This window comes from Arthrobacter oryzae, from assembly GCF_031454875.1.
Taxonomy (GTDB): domain Bacteria; phylum Actinomycetota; class Actinomycetes; order Actinomycetales; family Micrococcaceae; genus Arthrobacter; species Arthrobacter oryzae_D.
Genome location: NZ_JAVDRQ010000005.1, coordinates 125,614 through 143,879, shown reverse-complemented (window position 1 = coordinate 143,879; position 18,266 = coordinate 125,614). Strand labels below are relative to the sequence as shown.

15 protein-coding genes are annotated in these 18,266 nt (G+C 62.6%); 4 read left to right on the top strand and 11 right to left on the bottom strand.

Annotated elements, in window-relative coordinates; all coding sequences use genetic code 11:
* Positions 1 to 35 precede the first annotated feature (35 nt).
* Complete coding sequence (locus tag J2805_RS10630; RefSeq protein WP_309975889.1) at positions 36 to 1,145, top strand: NAD-dependent epimerase/dehydratase family protein; 1,110 nt, start codon at positions 36 to 38, stop codon at positions 1,143 to 1,145.
* Positions 1,146 to 1,302: 157 nt separating this feature from the next.
* Here J2805_RS10630 and J2805_RS10625 read toward each other — a convergent pair whose 3' ends face one another.
* The 5 genes from J2805_RS10625 to rfbB all read right to left on the bottom strand — a co-directional run bounded on the left by J2805_RS10625 (position 1,303) and on the right by rfbB (position 6,129).
* On the bottom strand, positions 1,303 to 2,556 hold the full coding sequence (locus J2805_RS10625; RefSeq protein ID WP_309975887.1) for an acyltransferase family protein: 1,254 nt from the start codon (positions 2,554 to 2,556) through the stop codon (positions 1,303 to 1,305).
* Positions 2,556 to 2,903, bottom strand: a complete 348-nt coding sequence (locus J2805_RS10620; protein ID WP_214953084.1) for a DUF2304 domain-containing protein — start codon at positions 2,901 to 2,903, stop codon at positions 2,556 to 2,558. Before J2805_RS10620 ends, J2805_RS10625 begins: the two co-directional genes overlap by 1 nt.
* Before the next feature lie 31 nt (positions 2,904 to 2,934).
* The gene (locus J2805_RS10615; protein WP_309975885.1) at positions 2,935 to 3,600 is read right to left on the bottom strand and encodes a glycosyltransferase family 2 protein; all 666 of its coding nucleotides are present in this window, start codon (positions 3,598 to 3,600) and stop codon (positions 2,935 to 2,937) included.
* A 121-nt stretch (positions 3,601 to 3,721) separates the two neighbouring features.
* Positions 3,722 to 5,128 carry a bifunctional dTDP-4-dehydrorhamnose 3,5-epimerase family protein/NAD(P)-dependent oxidoreductase gene (locus tag J2805_RS10610; RefSeq protein ID WP_309975883.1) on the bottom strand — a complete coding sequence of 469 codons (1,407 nt, stop codon included), beginning with the start codon at positions 5,126 to 5,128 and terminating at the stop codon, positions 3,722 to 3,724.
* A 2-nt stretch (positions 5,129 to 5,130) separates the two neighbouring features.
* On the bottom strand, positions 5,131 to 6,129 hold the full coding sequence (rfbB, locus tag J2805_RS10605; protein ID WP_309975881.1) for a dTDP-glucose 4,6-dehydratase: 999 nt from the start codon (positions 6,127 to 6,129) through the stop codon (positions 5,131 to 5,133).
* A 99-nt stretch (positions 6,130 to 6,228) separates the two neighbouring features.
* Here rfbB and rfbA point away from each other — a divergent pair, with 99 nt between their 5' ends.
* Complete coding sequence (gene rfbA / locus J2805_RS10600; RefSeq protein ID WP_309975879.1) at positions 6,229 to 7,101, top strand: glucose-1-phosphate thymidylyltransferase RfbA; 873 nt, start codon at positions 6,229 to 6,231, stop codon at positions 7,099 to 7,101.
* A gap of 18 nt (positions 7,102 to 7,119) precedes the next feature.
* Positions 7,120 to 9,099: a DUF6541 family protein gene (locus J2805_RS10595; protein ID WP_309976309.1), complete on the top strand. Its 1,980-nt coding sequence runs from the start codon at positions 7,120 to 7,122 to the stop codon at positions 9,097 to 9,099.
* 117 nt (positions 9,100 to 9,216) lie between these two features.
* On the opposite strand, the gene J2805_RS10590 is transcribed toward J2805_RS10595, so the two are convergent.
* Positions 9,217 to 11,334, bottom strand: a complete 2,118-nt coding sequence (locus tag J2805_RS10590) for an acyltransferase family protein (protein WP_309975877.1) — start codon at positions 11,332 to 11,334, stop codon at positions 9,217 to 9,219.
* Between the two features lie 185 nt (positions 11,335 to 11,519).
* Between J2805_RS10590 and J2805_RS10585 the strand changes: the two genes are divergently transcribed.
* Complete coding sequence (locus J2805_RS10585; RefSeq protein WP_309975876.1) at positions 11,520 to 12,653, top strand: polysaccharide pyruvyl transferase family protein; 1,134 nt, start codon at positions 11,520 to 11,522, stop codon at positions 12,651 to 12,653.
* Between the two features lie 75 nt (positions 12,654 to 12,728).
* Here the strand turns inward: J2805_RS10585 and J2805_RS10580 are convergent, their stop codons facing one another.
* The 5 genes from J2805_RS10580 to glf are packed head-to-tail and all read right to left on the bottom strand — an operon-like array spanning position 12,729 to position 18,079.
* Positions 12,729 to 13,631: a glycosyltransferase family 2 protein gene (locus tag J2805_RS10580; protein WP_309975874.1), complete on the bottom strand. Its 903-nt coding sequence runs from the start codon at positions 13,629 to 13,631 to the stop codon at positions 12,729 to 12,731.
* Positions 13,628 to 15,253 carry a glycosyltransferase gene (locus J2805_RS10575; RefSeq protein WP_309975873.1) on the bottom strand — a complete coding sequence of 542 codons (1,626 nt, stop codon included), beginning with the start codon at positions 15,251 to 15,253 and terminating at the stop codon, positions 13,628 to 13,630. Before J2805_RS10575 ends, J2805_RS10580 begins: the two co-directional genes overlap by 4 nt.
* A gap of 44 nt (positions 15,254 to 15,297) precedes the next feature.
* Positions 15,298 to 16,029 (bottom strand): ABC transporter ATP-binding protein, encoded by a 732-nt coding sequence (locus tag J2805_RS10570; protein WP_309975871.1) that lies wholly within the window; start codon positions 16,027 to 16,029, stop codon positions 15,298 to 15,300.
* The gene (locus tag J2805_RS10565) at positions 16,029 to 16,895 is read right to left on the bottom strand and encodes an ABC transporter permease (protein WP_309975870.1); all 867 of its coding nucleotides are present in this window, start codon (positions 16,893 to 16,895) and stop codon (positions 16,029 to 16,031) included. The genes J2805_RS10570 and J2805_RS10565 overlap by 1 nt, the downstream gene beginning before the upstream one ends.
* Positions 16,892 to 18,079 carry a UDP-galactopyranose mutase gene (gene glf / locus J2805_RS10560; RefSeq protein ID WP_309975869.1) on the bottom strand — a complete coding sequence of 396 codons (1,188 nt, stop codon included), beginning with the start codon at positions 18,077 to 18,079 and terminating at the stop codon, positions 16,892 to 16,894. Before glf ends, J2805_RS10565 begins: the two co-directional genes overlap by 4 nt.
* Positions 18,080 to 18,266: the final 187 nt, after the last annotated feature.

Here is an 18,266-nt window from a genome sequence, read left to right as displayed (position 1 = left end):
ACCTTGCACATGTCCGCCCCAGAAAGGCCTCACTAGTGACCCCCTCAACGTCATCAACAACGTCCCCTGCCAAACGAGGAACTGTCCTCGTAACGGGAGGCGCCGGGTTCATCGGCTGCGCCATTTCCCCGGCCCTGGTTGCGGCGTTCGACCGAGTGGTAGCTGTGGACAGCCTGCACCCGCAAATCCACGCCAGCCAGTCGCGGCCGGAGGAACTCGATCCCGCCGTCGAACTGGTGGTTCGTGACATCACTGAGGCGCAGACGTGGGACGACGTGCTCCCGGACGTCGCGCCCGACGTCGTGATTCACCTTGCTGCCGAGACCGGAACCGGACAGTCGCTGGAGGAATCCACGCGCCATGCGATGGCCAATGTCGTGGGTACCACGCAGCTGCTGGACGGCCTGAACCGGAGCGGCAAGCTGCCGCGGCGCATCGTCCTGACAAGCAGCCGAGCTGTATATGGCGAAGGCGCTTGGAAGTCGGACACGGACGGCACCCTCTTTTATCCCGGCCAGCGTTCAAATGAAATCCTGTCACGCTCGCAGTGGGACTTCCCCGCCGCCCAGCCCGTGGCCATGTCGGCCGCTGTGGTGGCCCCGGCCCCCGTCAGCGTGTACGGCTCCACCAAGCTCGCCCAGGAGAACATCCTCGAGTCGTGGGCAAAGTCGTACGGGGTTGAAGCCGCGGTACTGCGCCTGCAGAACGTCTACGGTCCCGGCCAGTCCCTCATCAACCCCTACACGGGCATCATGTCCCTCTTCTGCCGGATGGCAAAAGCCGGCAAGTCCATCCCGCTGTACGAGGACGGCGAAGTACGCCGCGACTTCGTGCTGATCGACGACGTCGCCGCAGCTGTTGTTGCAGCCGCGGTCGCCGAGGAAGCACATGACGGTGCACTGGACATCGGCTCTGGAGAATTCCAGACCATCCGGACGGCCGCCGAGATCATCAGCCGCCACTACGGAGCCCCGGAGCCGCACGTCACGGGCCAGTTCCGCCAGGGTGACGTCCGGCATGCATGGGCCGATGTGGAGCCGGCAAAGGCCGCGCTGCCGTGGGAACCCCGCTACGACCTGGAGGCCGGCATTGCGCGCCTTGCCGAATGGATCGACGGGCGCCTGCCGGCGGAGGCAAAGCTCTAGAACCTACTGGGCCGCTGGCGATTGCCTGGGCACACAGAAACGAGGGCCTCCGGCTCGGCTGAGTGATTGCACTCAACCGAGCCGGAGGCCCTCATTTTTTGTCGATCGTCAGATGCGCGCGGATCATCACGTACCCGCGGTCAGGGCGCAACAGGTGCTAGCGTCGACCCGCAGTTGTGACCCCGGCCTCCGCCGGGGATTCAGCGGGTACAGAGGCGTGGTCCTTCGATGCGTCGTCAGTCGGCGCCGCCGTTGGCGCTGCTGAGGGCGCCGATGCCTTGCGCCGCCGCCGGACCGCACGCATGACGGGCCGCTCCACCAGCAGCCAGCTGAGCGTGGCCAGGACAAGGGTGCCGGCTGCGGAGGCCAGAATGTAAATCGCCATGCCGCGGTTATGGACACCGTAGAGCGCCAGGAGCTGCTGAACGGGCCAGGCGTAGATGTAAAACCCGTAGGAGACATCGTGGACACGGATCAGCTTCGGCGACGGCAGCACCGACGAGATCCACAGCAGTCCGTAGGCAATGAACGGCCCGGCAAGCTGGCCTCCCCACACTGGGAAAGCAAAGATGCAGAGTCCAGCGGCCGCGATGGACCCGATGCCGCCGGCCCAGTGGAGCCCCACCCATTTGGAGATCGATTGAACAAGGGCTCCGCCGAGGAAGAACGGCACCAATTTCGCCAGCAACGAGAAGTCGGTGTCCTGCAGCAGGGGCATGATGGACGGCAGGTTGGCGTAGACTGCGACGCTTGCTCCGAAGGCCAGCGCGAGCGGTATCGGTGAGCGACGAACCCAGGCCAGTCCTCCGATTGCCGCAATGATCAGGTAGCAGAGGAATTCGTAGTAGAGGCTCCACAGTGACCCGTTCCACGAGCCGGCAAAGGGCACATTCGCAGGAGTGAAGGCCACATCGTAGTTCTTCATTTCCAGGAAAAGGTTTGAAAAGACGAACCGGAGCGGCGTTGTTTCAGTGGTCCAGTAACCGGTCAGGGTGCCGTTCTGCCGGAGGAACCCAAGGGGAGCAAAAACCAGGACTGTGACCACGAGGCACGCCAGGAACGCGGGATAGATCCTCGCGACGCGGTGTACGAGGTACTCGCCCAGGCCGTTGGTGAAGCGGCTTCCGGTGATCAGGTACCCGCTCAGGGCGAAGAAGCCCGCAACAGCCCAGCCGCCCAGGTTCTCACCGCGGAAATGGGGTCCCTCCCCCGCGCCGGCGAGATAAAAACTGTGGGCAAAAAGCACCATGGCAGCCAGGCCTAGCCTGATCATGTTCATGCTGTTGTTGCGCGGATCCAACGCCTTGCCCCAACGCAGACCGGGAGCCCGCTGCTCAACCGGGCTCGAGGCAACGGGAGCAGCAGCCGGCGGCTTCCGCGTGATTTGGGACGTGGTGGAGGTCTCCTCCACTAGCTCAGCTGCCCGGGTTTCTCGGCTTCATCGATCGCGATGCGGCGCGAGAGCTTGGTGAGGGCGTTTTCTGCGTGGCGGAATCGCTGGTAAGTGGTGGCCATGAAGACAAACAGGGAAACTACCGCGCCATAGAGCACCAGGTCGGTTCCTCGTCCGATGCCAAGGAAGCCCGCCACCCGGGTGAGTGCCTCAGGAAAGAACACCGACAACGCCGCCACGACGGCGAAGATCATGAGCAGGATGCGGCGTACGGCCAGGTGCCTGGCGTTGGAACCGCCACGCATCAGGGCGAGCGACACCACCATGACGGCAGCGACGAGGACAATTTGGACAATGATTAGCAATCCGACACCTTGGCTTGTTGAAGAACTGGGGCTATTTGAAGAACAGTTCGGCCACGATGTTGACCGAGTTCAGCAGGGACTGTCCCTTGGACTTGGAATAGTCCGTGTAGATGATCTCCACGGGGTGCTCCGCATATTTGGGCTTGAGCCTGGCCAGCTGGTTCACCAACTCGGACGCATGGGCCATCCGGTTCTGGGTCAGGTGGATGTTCGAGGCAACACGGGGGTTGAAGGCCCGCAGCCCGTTGTGTGCGTCAGTCAGGTTCATGCCCGTGGCAAGCCTGGACTGAATGGCTGCCGTCTTGAGGACGAGCCGTTTGGCAGGCGAGAGCTTTGTGCGGTCGTCCAGGAAGCGCGAGCCGAGGATGATTTCAGCCTCCCCCGATTTCACCCGCTCCGCCATGGCCTTGGCGTCGTCGACCCGGTGCTGGCCGTCGGCGTCGAACGTTACGATGCATTCGAGCTCCGGATCCTGCAGGGCGAACTCGATGCCGGTCTGCAAGGCGGCACCCTGGCCCAGGTTGATGGGGTGCTGAACAACTACCGCTCCGGCCGCCCGCGCCTTCTCCTGTGATCCATCCGTGCTGCCGTCATCGACGCAAACAACGTAGGGGAACTGCTTCCGCAGCCCCTCGATGACCGAACCTACGACAGTAGCCTCGTTGTACATGGGGATTACGATCCAGGTGCGACTCACAGAATCAATTGTTGCATATGGGACGCCTTCGACTTGGCAGCGGCACCGGGGCCTGAGGCCGGCGCAAATGCCCTGAATCCGGCGAATAGTGCCCGGTTCAGGCTGCGCCGGCCCCCACCCGCTAGCTCAAGTACTCTTTCAGCCGGCTGGACGCGCTGGCCGGATGAAAGCCTGCGGACTGGATCTTTGCCAGGTCCAGCACGCTGTTCAGCGGCCGGGGCGCGGCGTCCTTGCCCTTGAAGTATTCTTCGGTGCTGACGCCCGTGACGGCGGTCCTCGGCTGTCCTGAGAGCTCGTACACGTCGGCGGCGATGTCCGCCCATGACTGAGGTTCGCCGTCGTTGCTCAGGTTGTAGCTGCCGTAGGCGGCGCCGGACTCGAGCAGGTGACGGATTCCGGCTGCAATGTCCGGCGTGAAGCTGAGCCGGCCGATCTGGTCGTTGACCACGGACGGTTCGATGCCGCGGCCGGCGAGGGAGGCCATGGTGCGGACGAAGTTGTTGCCTTCGCCGATGACCCAGCTGGTCCGCACGATGTAGTGGCGGGGAACCACGCTGACGACGGCGTCGCCGGCTGCCTTCGTCTGGCCATACACGCCGAGCGGGGTGAAGGGTTCAGTCTCGTCGTGGCTTTCGCGGACGCCATCGAAGACGTAGTCCGAAGAAACATGGACCAGCGTGAGGTCATGTTCGACGGCGGTCCGGGCCAGCCGTGACACTGCGGCAACGTTGACGGCCCAGGCGGCGGCGCGCCCCTCCGCGGTTTCCGCCGTGTCGACGGCGGTGTAGGCGGCGGCGTTGATGACCGTCGAGTAGTTTTTCCAGTGCCGCTGCGTGAAGGCGGCCTCGCTGCCGAGGTCGAAGTCGCCGCGGCCGGCGAACTCAACACTCGTGTCGCCGTCGTACAGTTCCCGCAGCGCCTTGCCCAGCTGACCGTCAGCGCCGACAACGAGGATCTTTTTGGCCGGCATCGGCACGACGTCCGCAAGGCGCGGGTGCGCCTTGTCTTTGTCGGAAAGCTCGGCCTGTTCCAGCGGGACGGGCCAGGCAATCGCGGCCGTTTCATCCGCGAGGTTCAGGAACGTGTACTGGCCCTGGGCGTCTGCGGACCAGTGGTCGTTGACGAGGTAGGTGTAGGCCGTGTTGTCTTCCAGGGTCTGGAAGGCGTTGCCCACGCCGCGGGGAATGAAGATCGCCTGGCTGGGGTCGAGCTCTGCGGTGAAGACGGCACCGAAGGACGGGCCCTCGCGCAGGTCCACCCAGGCCCCGAAGATGCGGCCTGTAGCCACGGAGATGAATTTGTCCCACGGTTCGGCGTGGATGCCGCGGGTGGTGCCGGCTTTTTCGTTGAACGAGATGTTGTTCTGCACGGGGCGGAAGTCCGGCAGCCCGAGGGCCACCATTTTCTCCCGCTGCCAGTTTTCCTTGAACCAGCCTCGGTTGTCACCGTGGACCGGCAGGTCGTAAAGGACGACGCCGGGGATCGGCGTTTCGTGGGCCGTCAGCTTTTTGGAGAACTCGATGGACATGTCTACTGGCCCTGTTCTTTGTACTTGGCTTCTGTGTGGGCTTTTTGCGGGCGCCACCAGTTTTCGTTCTCGCGGTACCAGGCGATGGTGTCCTCGATGCCGGCGTCGAAGTTGGAGAACTTCGGTTCCCAGCCGAGTTCGTTGCGGAGCTTGGCGGAGTCGATGGCGTAGCGCAGGTCGTGGCCGGGCCGGTCCACGACGTGGTCGTACGCGTCGCGGGGCTGGCCCATGTGCTCGAGGATCAGCTCCACGACGTCCTTGTTGTTCTTCTCACCGTCCGCGCCGATGAGGTAGGTCTCGCCGATGATGCCTTTGTCGATGATCGCAAGGACGGCGGAGGAGTGGTCGTTGGCGTGGATCCAGTCGCGGACGTTCTCGCCCTTGCCGTAGAGCTTGGGGCGGATCCCGTCGATCACGTTGGTGATCTGGCGCGGGATGAACTTCTCCACGTGCTGGTACGGGCCGTAGTTGTTCGAGCAGTTGCTGATGGTCGCCTGCAGCCCGAAGGACCGCACCCAGGCGCGGACCAGCAGGTCCGAGCCGGCCTTCGTTGAGGAGTACGGGCTGGAGGGGTTGTACGGCGTGTTTTCGCTGAACCGCTCCGGGTCATCGAGTTCCAGGTCGCCGTAGACCTCGTCGGTGGAGATGTGGTGGAAGCGCCTGCTGTGTTTCCGGGCGGCCTCGATCAGCGTGTAGGTGCCGATGATGTTCGTGTCCAGGAACGGGCGGGGGTCATGCAGGGAGTTGTCGTTGTGCGATTCGGCCGCGTAGTGGACCACGACGTCGGCGTCGGCCACCAGGCCGTCGACCAGGGCGGCGTCGCAGATATCGCCCTGCACGAAGCGGAAGCGCTCCTCCGGGAGCCCGCTCAGGGATTCCAGGTTGCCTGCGTACGTCAGCTTGTCCAGGACCGTGACGTGGTCCTCGGTGTTCTCCAGAACGTAGTGGACAAAATTGGAACCGATGAAGCCGGCACCGCCGGTGACAAGGAGTTTCTGCATTCAGCCAGCTTAGCGCGCGCCCGCAGCCGGGACTTTCCGCGACGGGCAGCAGGTCTTACTGGTTTGCTGGCCGTGACAATGCACGCAATGATAGAGCGCATGCGTGGAATCATCTTGGCTGGCGGCACAGGCTCGCGGCTGCACCCGATCACTCTTGGCTCAAGCAAGCAACTGGTGCCTGTCTACGACAAGCCCATGATCTACTACCCGCTCTCCACCCTGATCCTGGCCGGCATCCAGGACATCCTGATTATCACCACGCCCCACGACGCGGAACAGTTCCAGCGCCTGCTCGGCAACGGCTGGCAATTCGGCGTCAATATTACGTACAAGCAGCAGCCCAGCCCGGACGGGCTCGCCCAGGCGTTTGTTCTTGGCGAAGAGCACATCGGCAATGAGCCTGTGGCCCTGGTACTGGGGGACAACATCTTCTACGGCCAGGGAATGGGCACCCAGCTCCGCCGCTTCAAGGACATAGAGGGCGGTGCTGTGTTCGGCTACTGGGTCTCAGACCCGACCGCCTACGGCGTTGTGGAGTTCGACAGCAGCGGCCAGGCGATCTCCCTCGAAGAGAAGCCGGAGAAGCCGCGGAGTCACTACGCCGTTCCCGGACTGTATTTCTATGACAACGACGTCATTTCGATTGCAAAGGACCTCAAGCCCTCCCCCCGTGGCGAACTCGAGATCACGGACGTCAACCGCACGTATCTGGAGCGCGGCCAGCTGAAGGTTGAGATCCTCCCCCGCGGCACGGCGTGGCTGGACACCGGAACGTTCGACTCACTCAACGACGCGTCCAACTTCATTCGTACGGTGGAGCACCGCCAGGGCCTGAAGATCGGCGCACCAGAAGAAATCGCCTGGCGGCTTGGCTTCCTCAGCGACGACGAACTCCGCGAACGCGCCGAGCCACTCGTGAAGAGCGGCTACGGTGCCTACCTGCTGGAACTACTCCGCAGCGCAAACAACTAAGAACAGGTATTGCCCTACATGTCCTGGTGGAACGCCCTGCCCGCATTTGCCGTCGCTCTTCTCGTCACTTTCGGCCCCGGCGGGGTGCTCGCCTACTTTATGGGTGCACGGCGGCTACCCCTCCTGTGCCTTGCACCCCTGCTCACGGTCGGCATCATCGGGGTGGCCGGAATCGCGGCTGGCGCGGTGGGTCTTCGATGGAACCTCCTGCCACTGCTGCTGACGACGGCGGGCGCCTCCGCCGCCGCGTGGGCTCTCCGGCGCTTTGTGTTTAAGGCCAAAGTCCCGGCGCAGGAACCGACGCCCTTACGTACCTGGGCAGGAGCAGCAGCCGGCTTGGCCATCGGCGCTTTCCTGTCCGCACGGCGGCTCATGGAAGTCATTGGCAGCCCCGAGAACTTCGCACAGCGCTTTGACAACGTGTTTCACCTCAATGCCATCCGCTACATACTCGAGACCGGCAACGCCTCCTCACTGACACTTGGAGGAATGGCGGGCGGCGAAGGCGGCGGCGCGATCTACCCCTCCGCGTGGCACTCGACGGCGGCCCTGATCGCACAGCTTTCCGCGTCGGACGTGGTTGTAGCGGAGAACGTATTCAATATCGCCATCGGCGCGGTGCTCTGGCCTGCCGCGCTAATCCTTCTGGTGCACCAGATCGTTGGGCCACGGCCTGTTGCCCTGGCCCTTACAGGGGTCTTCGCCGCCGGGTTCACGGCTTTCCCGATCTCGATCATGGACTTCGGACCGCTGTACCCGAACATCCTGTCCTACGCCCTCCTGCCGGCGGCTTTGGCGCTTGTCATTGGACTGTGTCGGCTCGGGTTCAACAAGGCTCAAGACCGGACCATGCTGTGGATGACCCTGGCCGTGGCCGTCCCCGCGCTTGCCCTGTCCCAGACGAACGGGCTCCTGTCCCTGGTGGCGTTCTCCCTTCCCCTCGGCCTGTGGGTCGCGGGACGCGAGCTCTCGGGCCTCCGCGGCCGCACGTTCCGGCCCATGCAGCCGCTGATCATCATCGGGGCAACCGCTGCCGGGCTGCTGGTGTTCGCCCTGGTGTGGCGGCTTTTGCGGCCGCTCGTTGAATACGACGGATGGGCTCCCTTCACGAGCCAGACCGGTGCGGTGGGCGAAGTCATTTTGAATGCACCCATCGGGCGACCCGTCGCGTGGGCCGTTTCCATCCTGGCCCTCATTGGCCTCCAGCGGGTGCTGCGGAACTCCCGGGACCTCTGGATTGTGCTGTGCTGGCTGGTGCCGGTGATCCTTTACGTCACCACCGCGTCCGCTCCCAAGGGTTTTTGGCGCATGCTGCTCACGGGCGGCTGGTACCAGGACAGCTATCGCCTCGCAGCCCTGCTGCCGATCTTCACCGTGGTTCTCGCCACGATCGGCAGCCTGTTCCTGTGGGACGCCCTCAAGGCTCCGGTGGCACGGGTCGCCGAACGGGTCAGCGGGTCGCTGAGCCGCAGGTACCCGGCGGCAGCCCCGGCGTCGCTGGCGGCACTCTTCGTCCTGGCGGCGGTTGTAGCGACGCAGACTGGAACCTTGCGCGGCATCACGGAGGAAGCATCACGGGCATACGTTATGAACCCCTCTTCGCCGATCGTCGACTCAGATGAGCTGGCCGTCATTCACCGCCTGCCGGAGACTGTCCCGGCAGACGCGACCATCGCGGTGAATCCATGGAACGGCGGCTCGCTGGCATATGCGCTGACGGGCCGCAAAGTCAGCACGTACCACATGTTCTCCACTGACGACCCCGAACTGACGGCGATCAACCAGGATATCGGCGAGGCCCTTCCGGGCTCGGACGTGTGCTCAATTGCCAAGGCGCGGAACGTCGACTACATCCTCGACTTCGGATCCTCATATCTGGCCAACGCAGCGGCAGCCAAGGGCTTCACGGGTGTTGTGGATGTCAAGGATTCACCCTCAGTGGAAGTTGTGGACAGCCAGGGAGACGCCCGGCTGCTGAAGGTTGTCTCCTGCGGCTAGGCCTGTAGTTAAGCATCCTCAGGTTCGGCACCCGGGCCTGGCTCCGGTGTTTGGAGCCCCTTGCGGCCTGCCTCCGGGGCTTGGAGCCCCTTTGGGGCTCCAAGCCCCGCGGGATTCCTAGAGCCGGGCTTCGATCATCGGGCCCAGGAGCCTGCTGAACTCAACGTTCAGGTGGTTGACGTCGAAGTAGACCACCACGCCTCCGACGACGCTGTAACAACGGTTGCTGTCGCAAAAGTAGTCGGTCAGGTCAACGAGTTTCAGTCGCGGGCCCTTGTTGGCGTGGGCAGCGTACACCATGGGGTCCAGGGGTGCTGCCGCTGACCGGTCCACGGCGCAGCGTTCAGGGTCTTCGACGTTCAGCAGGGCGCAGTCTGCAGCCCGGACATCAACGTTGTAAGGCGGATCTGCCAGGACTACCACCGTGCTGCCGGCGGACGTCCATGTTTTCCAGTATTTACCGAAGCCCTCGGCGTACTGTTCGTTCTGCGACCGTCCCGAACCGTCGTCGACGCGTTCCCTGCGGGCGAAGGCAGACGTAAAGACGTAGGCCGGCTTGTCGGCGGCTACGGCCTCGGACACGGCCTGCCCCCACGACCTGCAGTTGTTGACGCTCGTTTGGTCGGCCACCGATGCGTAGAAGCCTGCGTACGTCACCGCAGCCGGCGGGCAGCCGCCCAGGAAGCTGATTTTGAGCAACCACTTGTTCCGTTTGGCCATGTCGAATATAGGGGCCTGCCACTGCTGGGCGTGCGAGTCCCCGACCAGCCAGACGGTCGTGGCGTCCGGGGCGCCGCCGCTGAAGTCGCAGAACCTTGTGGTCTTCTTGTCGCCGGCCATGAGGATGTCCAGGTTGTCAGTGCATTCCGAAGCCGTCTTGTGGTAGGCGTTTGCCTCGCTCATGGTGGGTACGAAGGCGGGACCGAACCTGTCACCGCAGTTGGCTGCGTGGTCCATGGCCCGGGGCCCATAGCAGATGGAGGACTTCTGGTTGAGCATGATCTGTTCGGCTTCTGACACCTTGAACTGCTGTCCCAGCGAAACCCCGGCGCAGCCGGCAGCAACGACAGCCATTCCCAGCGCCATTGCCGCCACGGTCTTCACGGCAGGTTTGGACTTCGGCCGGAACTGCAGTCCCTTGTCTTCGACCCACACCTTCGTGGCCCACGCCAAGGGAACTGCGATCGCCACCAGAATGAGCTTCTCGGGTGTGCGGAGTTCCGCGTCGATCAGGAACGGGCCCACGACGATAAGGGGCCAGTGCCAGAGGTACAGCGAGTATGAGATATTACCCAGGAACTGCACCGGCGGCAGGGACGTCAGCCTGCCGTGCCACATGGCGTGGCCCGGGGTTCCGCCGGCAATGACCATGGCAGTACCTATGACCGGCAAGAGCGCGGCTGTGCCAGGGAAGGGCGTGGCGGCGTCATACAGAACGGCGCTGGCGATCAGAGCGCCAAACCCCGTAAGGGCAAGAACGTTTGCGGCCGCGGACGGGAATTTAAGTCTGTTGACCATCAGGGCCAGACCGGCACCCACGCCGAATTCCCAGAGCCGCACCTGGGTATAGAAGTAAGCCTCATGGCGGCCCGCGTCGGCAAGGTAGGCGGACAAGGCGAACGAGCCGGCGGCAGCGAGGGCGATGCCCGCCGCCACCATGACCCGGGGGCGCGCCCGCAAGCGAACCGCCACCGTCGCCAGTCCCACCATCAGGAGGGGCCAGAGCAGATAAAACTGTTCCTCCACGGACAACGACCAATAGTGCTGTGCAACCGTGGCCGATTCTGTGGATGCCGAATAGTCAACGGCGTTGGCTGCCAATACCCAGTTCTCGGCATAGAGCGCGCTTGCCAAGACCTGTTGTGCGGTATCAGTCCATCTGGAAAACGGAAGGATCATCACGGCAGCGATGAGGGATGCGACGAGTACGACGAATGCGGCGGGCAACAGCCGGCGGATGCGCCTGGAGTAGAAGGCGGCCAGGCGCAGTTTCCCCGTCGCGAAGATCTCTTTGGACAGGTGGGATGTAATGAGGAAGCCTGAGATGACGAAGAACACGTCAACGCCAACATAGCCGCCGGGCAGTTTACCGGGCCAGACATGGCCCAGAACCACCATTCCAACGGCAATCGCACGCAGGGCCTGAATGTCGGCACGGAAGCCGCTTTTCGGACCGGACGCAGGTCTCGGGCGGCGTTCGCGCTGGTGGAACTCCGCCCCTTGCCCCAATGGCACAGTTCGACTTGTCGACAAACCCACCCAACTCCTCAGACTTTCGCAGTAGCGGGTCGCGCGTATAGCCGGGCCCAAGGTAGCTTATGCCATGGCAAGGTGGGCGCCCAAGTTGGCGGCCGGCGAGTTGCCGGGTTTCGCCCTGCCCGAATTGGGTTGACGCGAAGGGAAAGTGTTAACCTTGGCCGATGACTGAGAACCTCTATCTCGTTGCCTCCGGTGGAAACCCGAACTACGGCGATGAGCTGATCGTGGCTGCATGGCTGCGGTTCCTGGCCCGCGTCCGGCCGGACGCGTCCGTTTGGCTTGACTGCCCCCAGCCGGGAACGGCAAGCGCGCTTTTTGCCGGAATCCACCCCGGGTTCCACGCCACGAACACGCTGTGGCGCTCCTGCGCCGAGGCTCCCGATCAGTCCGCCCAAGGCGTGTGGGACCATGTGGTCAACGTGGTGACCCATGGCGGCACGCCCATGTACGACGTCGGGCTTATGACACTGGGCCAGGCCGACTCCATCCACCTCTTGGGCGGCGGCTATGTCAACGGTGTCTGGCCGGACCATGTTGGGCTTGTTGCGGGAATGGCCGCAGCACGGCACCTGAACGGCTGCAGGTTGGTGGGTTCCGGGCTGGGACTGATGCCCCTGCCGGACAACTCGGACCTGCTGGCGAAAACGTTCGCGGACTTCTCGGCTGTGAGCGTCCGCGACGATGCCAGCGCGGAATTCCTCGGCCTCGAAACGGGACTCGACGATGTGTTCCTTGGCCTTCTCCATGAGCTGCGCCGGAGTACTGAGTCGGAACGCGTTCAGTCCCGCGCAAAGGATGTGATGTTGTGCATCCAAAGCGATATGACCGATGAACCCACGTTCTCGCGGCTCAGGGACAAACTGCGGGCGGTAGTTGAAAACTCCTTCGCACAAGGCCTCTCCGTCGGTTACGTCGAGGCAATTCCGGGGTCGGACCGTCGAATGTTCGATGCCTTGGAAGGGCTCATTCCTGAGGAGAACTTCGTCCCGTTCACACAGGTCTGGAGCGATGGATTTCCCGTCCGCCGAGGCCAGCAGTGGTACACCTCCAGGTTCCATCCGCACATGGTTGCGGCGGCCGCCGGGGCCAAGGGTGTTGCCATTGGCATTCTTGACGACTACTACGACATCAAGCACCGCTCGCTGCTGGATCTCGGTTCCGGCTGGACCTACGCCGCCGCCAGCAGTGAGGCCGCACTTCCGGAGCCGACGGGCTCGCCCGACTTTGAAGCGACCGCCACCCGCTTGGCCGGCAGCAAGAGGAGCGAAGCGCTGGCTTTGTATCCCGTCCGCTAGGCAGCGGACAGAACAAACGGACATCAAAAAGGGGGGCCCTGCAGGGCCCCCCTTTTTGATGTGCCGTCAGACGGTTCAGCGGACGCTGCGGGCCATTTTCGGCTTCGGATCGAACTTGATCCCGGCAAGGATCTGTTTTGCAACCCGAAGCTGGAGGCGACGCCCGACGCCGCCCTTGACCATCCAGGCATATGTGGTGACCACAAACTGCAGCCAGGCAAGTTTGTCATCGTGGTGCCAGCGGTACGAGGACTCGTTGCGCGCTCCGTAGAGGAACTTCCAGGCATTGGCGGGGTTCAGGTCACCGAAGTTCACGCCGCGGTTCGTCGGCATGTCATGGGTCACAAGGCTGTCGAGAATCTGGACGCCGGGTCCGTCAGCGCTGATCCGGAGCGTGTATTCCATGTCGTCGAACCAGATGAAGTACTCCACCAGGGGCAGGCCGTACTTGGCGATGGACCGGCGGGGAATCAGCACCGAAACAAACGAGCAGTTGGTGATCAGCACCGCACGCTGCCCCTGTGCGATCAGACGCCCCCAGTCCCAGGTGGCGCCTGCGTTGTTCATCTCGCAGATGGAGCCGTCCGTGTAGCGGACCAGCGAGCAGCTGTACGGAACGTTGCGCCCGAGTTCCTGTTCCGCTTCGGCGTGGCCGGACAGAAGCTTCTCAAGGGCCGTTTCCTCGGTGTAGCAGTCATCGTCCATGATCCATACCCAGTCGGCGCCGCGCTCGTAGGCACGTTCCATACCTGCTGAAAAACCGCCGGCACCGCCCGTGTTGGAATCCAGGCGAACAATTTCCACGCGGGGATCGTCGTCGTAGACAGCCAGCAGCTGAGGTGTTGAGTCCGTGCTGGCATTGTCGATGACAATCAGCCGGTCCACGGGCCGGCTCTGGGCGAGGATCGAGTCGAGCACCCTTCCGAGCTTGTCAACACGGTTGTAGGTAACGACTACGGCTGCGACCTGGTCGGTCATGCTTTCCATCCTTCGTAAAGTCCTGTGGTCCATTCCCGCGCTTCCGGGAGTTCCTTCAGAGCGGCGATTTTCTGCCTTTGTTCTTCGACGATCTGTTTGCGCAACTCTTCCGAAGCCATGATCGCCTTGGTGCGCTCGACTGCATCCCGGATGAAAGCGAGGGGTTGCCTCGGTACCAGGGCTTTGTCGGACACCAGGGAGGCCTGGGAGCCGACATCTGTCGAAAGTACCGCCACGTCCTGGGCTGTCGCCTCAAACGTCGTGAGGGTGAGTCCCTCGTTATCCGAGGAAATCACCAACAGGTCCGAGTCAGCGAGGGTGTCATCCACGGAGCGCGGGGGCTCACGCCGCTCAAGGCAGTCCGAAAGACCGTATTTCGCGATGAGCCGCGAGGTCTCTTCAGCCAGCGCGCCTGATCCGTGCAGGATAAACCGGACGTCCTGTTCGGTGGAGCGCCTGAGCTGAGCCGCGTAGCGAAGGAAGAGGTACGGGCGCTTCTGCTGGCTCAGGCGCCCGACGAAGGACACCGTAAACGGACGCCCGGGATCCTTCTCGGCCTTTGGGGCCGTCTCCACTTCGCTCAGACCGTACAGCGGGGCGAGGGAGACCCGTTCCTTCGGAACGTCGCGTTGCAGGACCATGTAGTCCCTCAGCTGGGGCGAAATGACATGGTGCATGTCAATGGCGTTGGACAGCTTGACGGCCAATTCGACGAAGCCGCCGGTACGCCATTCGATGACGTGCAGTGAGTCGACCGTCCGGATGGTTGGGTCCATGGCCTTAAACCACGGGAGCCGGTGGTAAAGCCATCCGTTGTGGTGGACGTGAATGCCCTTAACGGAGAACTTTGTCAGCAGTGCCAGCAGCAGGTCGGATTCTTCCTCGTCCGAAATGGGAAGGTTCACCGGGAGGACCAGCGCACCATCAAGTTCGGGGCGGACAATCCACGGGTGCGCCGATTCCCGGTCGGTCAGCACAATGGGCAGGAAGCCGGCATCGCGGGCCAGCGCGATGGTTTCAATGGCCCAACGTTCCGCCCCGCCCATTTCCAGCCAATGCAGCCCGAAGATGATGGCCGGTTCGCCGTTTTCGGACGGGCTGCGCAGCGGCGCAGCGGATTCGATCGGGGCCATCCGGTGCGGCCTGCGGTTGGGGGTGAGACGCTTTTCGTAGTAGTCGGTCAGTCCCTGGCGGAGGGCGTCGAAGGCGATCGGCGCTCCAAAGCGGGCACGACGCAACAGCTTGGCTTTCCGGCCCGGCCGGTCGTAAAACGTTGCTCCCCCTTCAGCGCGTTCCCCGCCTAAATCGATCACCAGGGGAACCAAGGCCGAATCGGCGGGCACCGGTGCCGGAACCGTGCTTTTGATACTCACCGTGCAAACCACCGTCCGGTTCGGCTCCCACTCGTGCCGGTGGCAGGCGTAACCGGTCAGCCGGGGAAACTCGCCGTCCGGTGCACGGAGGACGATGACCTTGAATTCACGGCCGGGCTGGATCAGTGAGTGGTAGTTCAACCCGCCAACAAGCAGGCCGATTTCCCGATCGGAGAGTCGCGCCTCTCCGCCTTCCAGCCCTGAACCGCCGTCGTCTACAACTTCGAAGAGCTTACGGGCCCTACTCATCTGCACTCCCTACTGCAATCGTGTTCATGTGTGTCAGCTTCGTATCAGCTTTCCCGGAGAAGGCGGACTGCTTCCCCGATCGGCCCGTCTGCAACTTTCTTGCCCTGCCGCAGCACAACGCCCCTGTCACAGACTTTGCTCACCATATCGAGGTCGTGGCTGACGACTACGAGCGTGCAGCCCGACTCCCGAAGTTCCTGGATGCGTGCCAGGCATTTCTTCTGGAAGGGCTCGTCGCCCACCGAGAGGATTTCGTCGATCAGGAAAACGTCCGGGTTGGTGTGCACAGCGACAGAAAACGCCAGGCGCAGGAACATTCCGGATGAGTAGAACTTGACCTCAGTGTCGATGAATTTTCCGATCTCGGAGAACTCGACGATTTCGTCAAAACGCGCTTCTGTCTCCTTCTCGGTCATGCCGAGGAGCACTCCGTTGAGGAACACGTTCTCGCGGCCAGTCAGGTCGGGGTGGAAACCGGCACCCACCTCGATGAGGCCTGCAACCTTGCCCCGGGTCCTGACACTTCCGGAGTCTGTGCTCATGACGCCCGAAATGAGTTTGAGGAGGGTCGATTTACCCGACCCGTTAAAACCGAGCAGCGCAACCGACTCCCCGACCCCAACAGTTACATCCACGCCATCCAGTGCCATGAACGTGGAGGAAAGATCTCCGCGGCGCCCCTTGAACAGCCACACCACGGTCTCCTTCAGGGACCGCGTGTGCCGGAGGTTAAAACGTTTCGATACTTTATCAACAATGATTGCTTCTGCAGCCATCACAACTCCTGCGCAAATCTGCCCTCAAGGCGACGGAACACGGTCTGTCCAACTGCGAGGAGCACCAATGAAATCAGCAGCCCGACCGGCAACCAGAGCGAAATGAGGTTCTCCGGCATTCTGGCGCCTTCGGCAGCACCCCGCACGGCCCCCGTCGGGGCCCAGAATGCGAAGTGGAACAGTTCGACCGCAATGGTCATCGGATTGAGCTGGTAGAAGAAGTAGAACGTCTCCCCCAATGTGTCCCGGACCAGGTACCACGCATAAAGAACGGGCGAGAGCCAGGTGGCCATCATGAGCATCAGGTCAACGATATTTTCGGAGTCCCGGAACATCACATTTGCGGCAGCAAACAGCAGGCCGAGGCCAAGGGACAGCATGGCGACAATGATGAACGCGCCGATGGCACCCAGGATCTGCACGATACTCGGGGTCCACCCAAAGAAGAAGCAGGCCGTGAGGAGGATCAGGAACTGGGGCAGGAAGTGGACCATCGCCACCCACACGGACGCCACCGGAAAGAGCTCACGAGGAAGGAAGATCTTTTTGACCAGGGCTCCATTGGCAACAATGGACCGTGTTGCGTTACTGAAGGCTTCTGAGAAGAAGTTCACCAGGATGATGCCAGAGAACATGTAAATCACGAAGTTGGGCTGCTTGTTCAGGCCAAGGAAAACGCCAAGGGCGAAATAGAAGACGATGAACTGCACGCCCGGCTTTACGTAACTCCAGAGCAGGCCCAGCACCGAGCTGCGGTAGCGGACCTTGAGTTCCTTGCGCACAATAAGCCGGAGCAGTTCACGGCGCCGGAGCACGTCGATGAGGCCGCCGCCCTTGTCGGGAGCAGCCAACAGCTCAGCGCTCATGCGTCTACTCCTCCGCTTTCAAGCTGCGCGCCACTCTCGAAATGCGGCCGGATCTGGTTGTCAAACATGGTCAGGGCTGAACCGATCGCCATGTGCATATCGAGGTACTTATAAGTTCCGAGCCGGCCGCCGAACAGGACATCCTTTTCCGCAGCCGCGAGATCGCGGTACTTGAGCAGGCGTTCGCGGTCGGCGGCGGTGTTGATCGGGTAGTAGGGTTCGTCGCCCTTCACGGCCGCCCGCGAGAACTCACGCATGATGACAGTCTGCTCAGTCTGGTAGTTGCGCTCCGGGTGGAAGTGGCGCGGTTCGATAATTCGCGTGAAAGGGACGTCGTCGTCGTTGTAGTTCACGACTGAAGTTCCCTGGAAATCGCCGACGTCGAGAATTTCCTCTTCGAAGTCGATGGTCCGCCAGGAGAGATCGCCTTCCGAGAAGTCGAAGTACCGGTCCACCGGCCCCGTGTAAATCACCGGGATGTTGCCGACAACCTTGTTCTTGCTGTACTCGTGCGATTCATCGAAGAAGTCGGTGTTGAGCCGGACCTCGATGTTCGGGTTCTCTGCCATCTTCTCGATCCACGCGGTGTAGCCGTTGGTCGGCAGCCCCTCGTACTTGTCGTTGAAGTAGCGGTTGTCGTAGTTGTAGCGCACCGGCAGCCGGGAAATGATGCCTGCGGGCAGGTCCTTGGGATCCGTCTGCCACTGCTTGCCGGTGTAGTGCTTGATGAACGCCTCGTACAGGGGGCGGCCGATCAGCTGGATGCCCTTGTCGTTCAAATTCTGGGGATCAGTGCCCGCGAGCTCGCCGGCCTGCTCCTTGATAAGCGCCTGCGCCTCCCCCGGAGTCAGGTTGGCCCGGAAGAACTGGTTGATCGTGGCCAGGTTGATCGGCAGGGAGTACACCTCGCCCTTGTGGACGCCGTACACCTTGTGCACGTAGTTCGTGAACGTCGTGAATCGGTTGACATATTCCCAGACGCGCTCATTGGACGTGTGGAACAAGTGGGCGCCGTACCGGTGCACCTCGATGCCGGTCTGCTCTTCCTTTTCGCTGTAGGCATTGCCGCCGATGTGGTGGCGCCGGTCGAGGACAACGACCTTCAAGCCCAGCTCAGTGGCGGCCTGTTCTGCAATTGTCAGGCCGAAAAAGCCCGACCCTACGATGACGAGGTCAGCGGTCACAAAATCTCCTGATTCGAATGCGGGCAGCCCAATGTTGTGCATTGGCTGCTGCTCTAGCCTACCCGAGGCTGTACCGCCGCCAGTGAATCCCCGGCACGGGCCGGGCTTATCCACATAGCTGGGTGAGTGCGATGCCCAAGGGTAGTGCCCGCCGGTAGCTTGGACGGAAACCGTCTCCTTCCCCAGG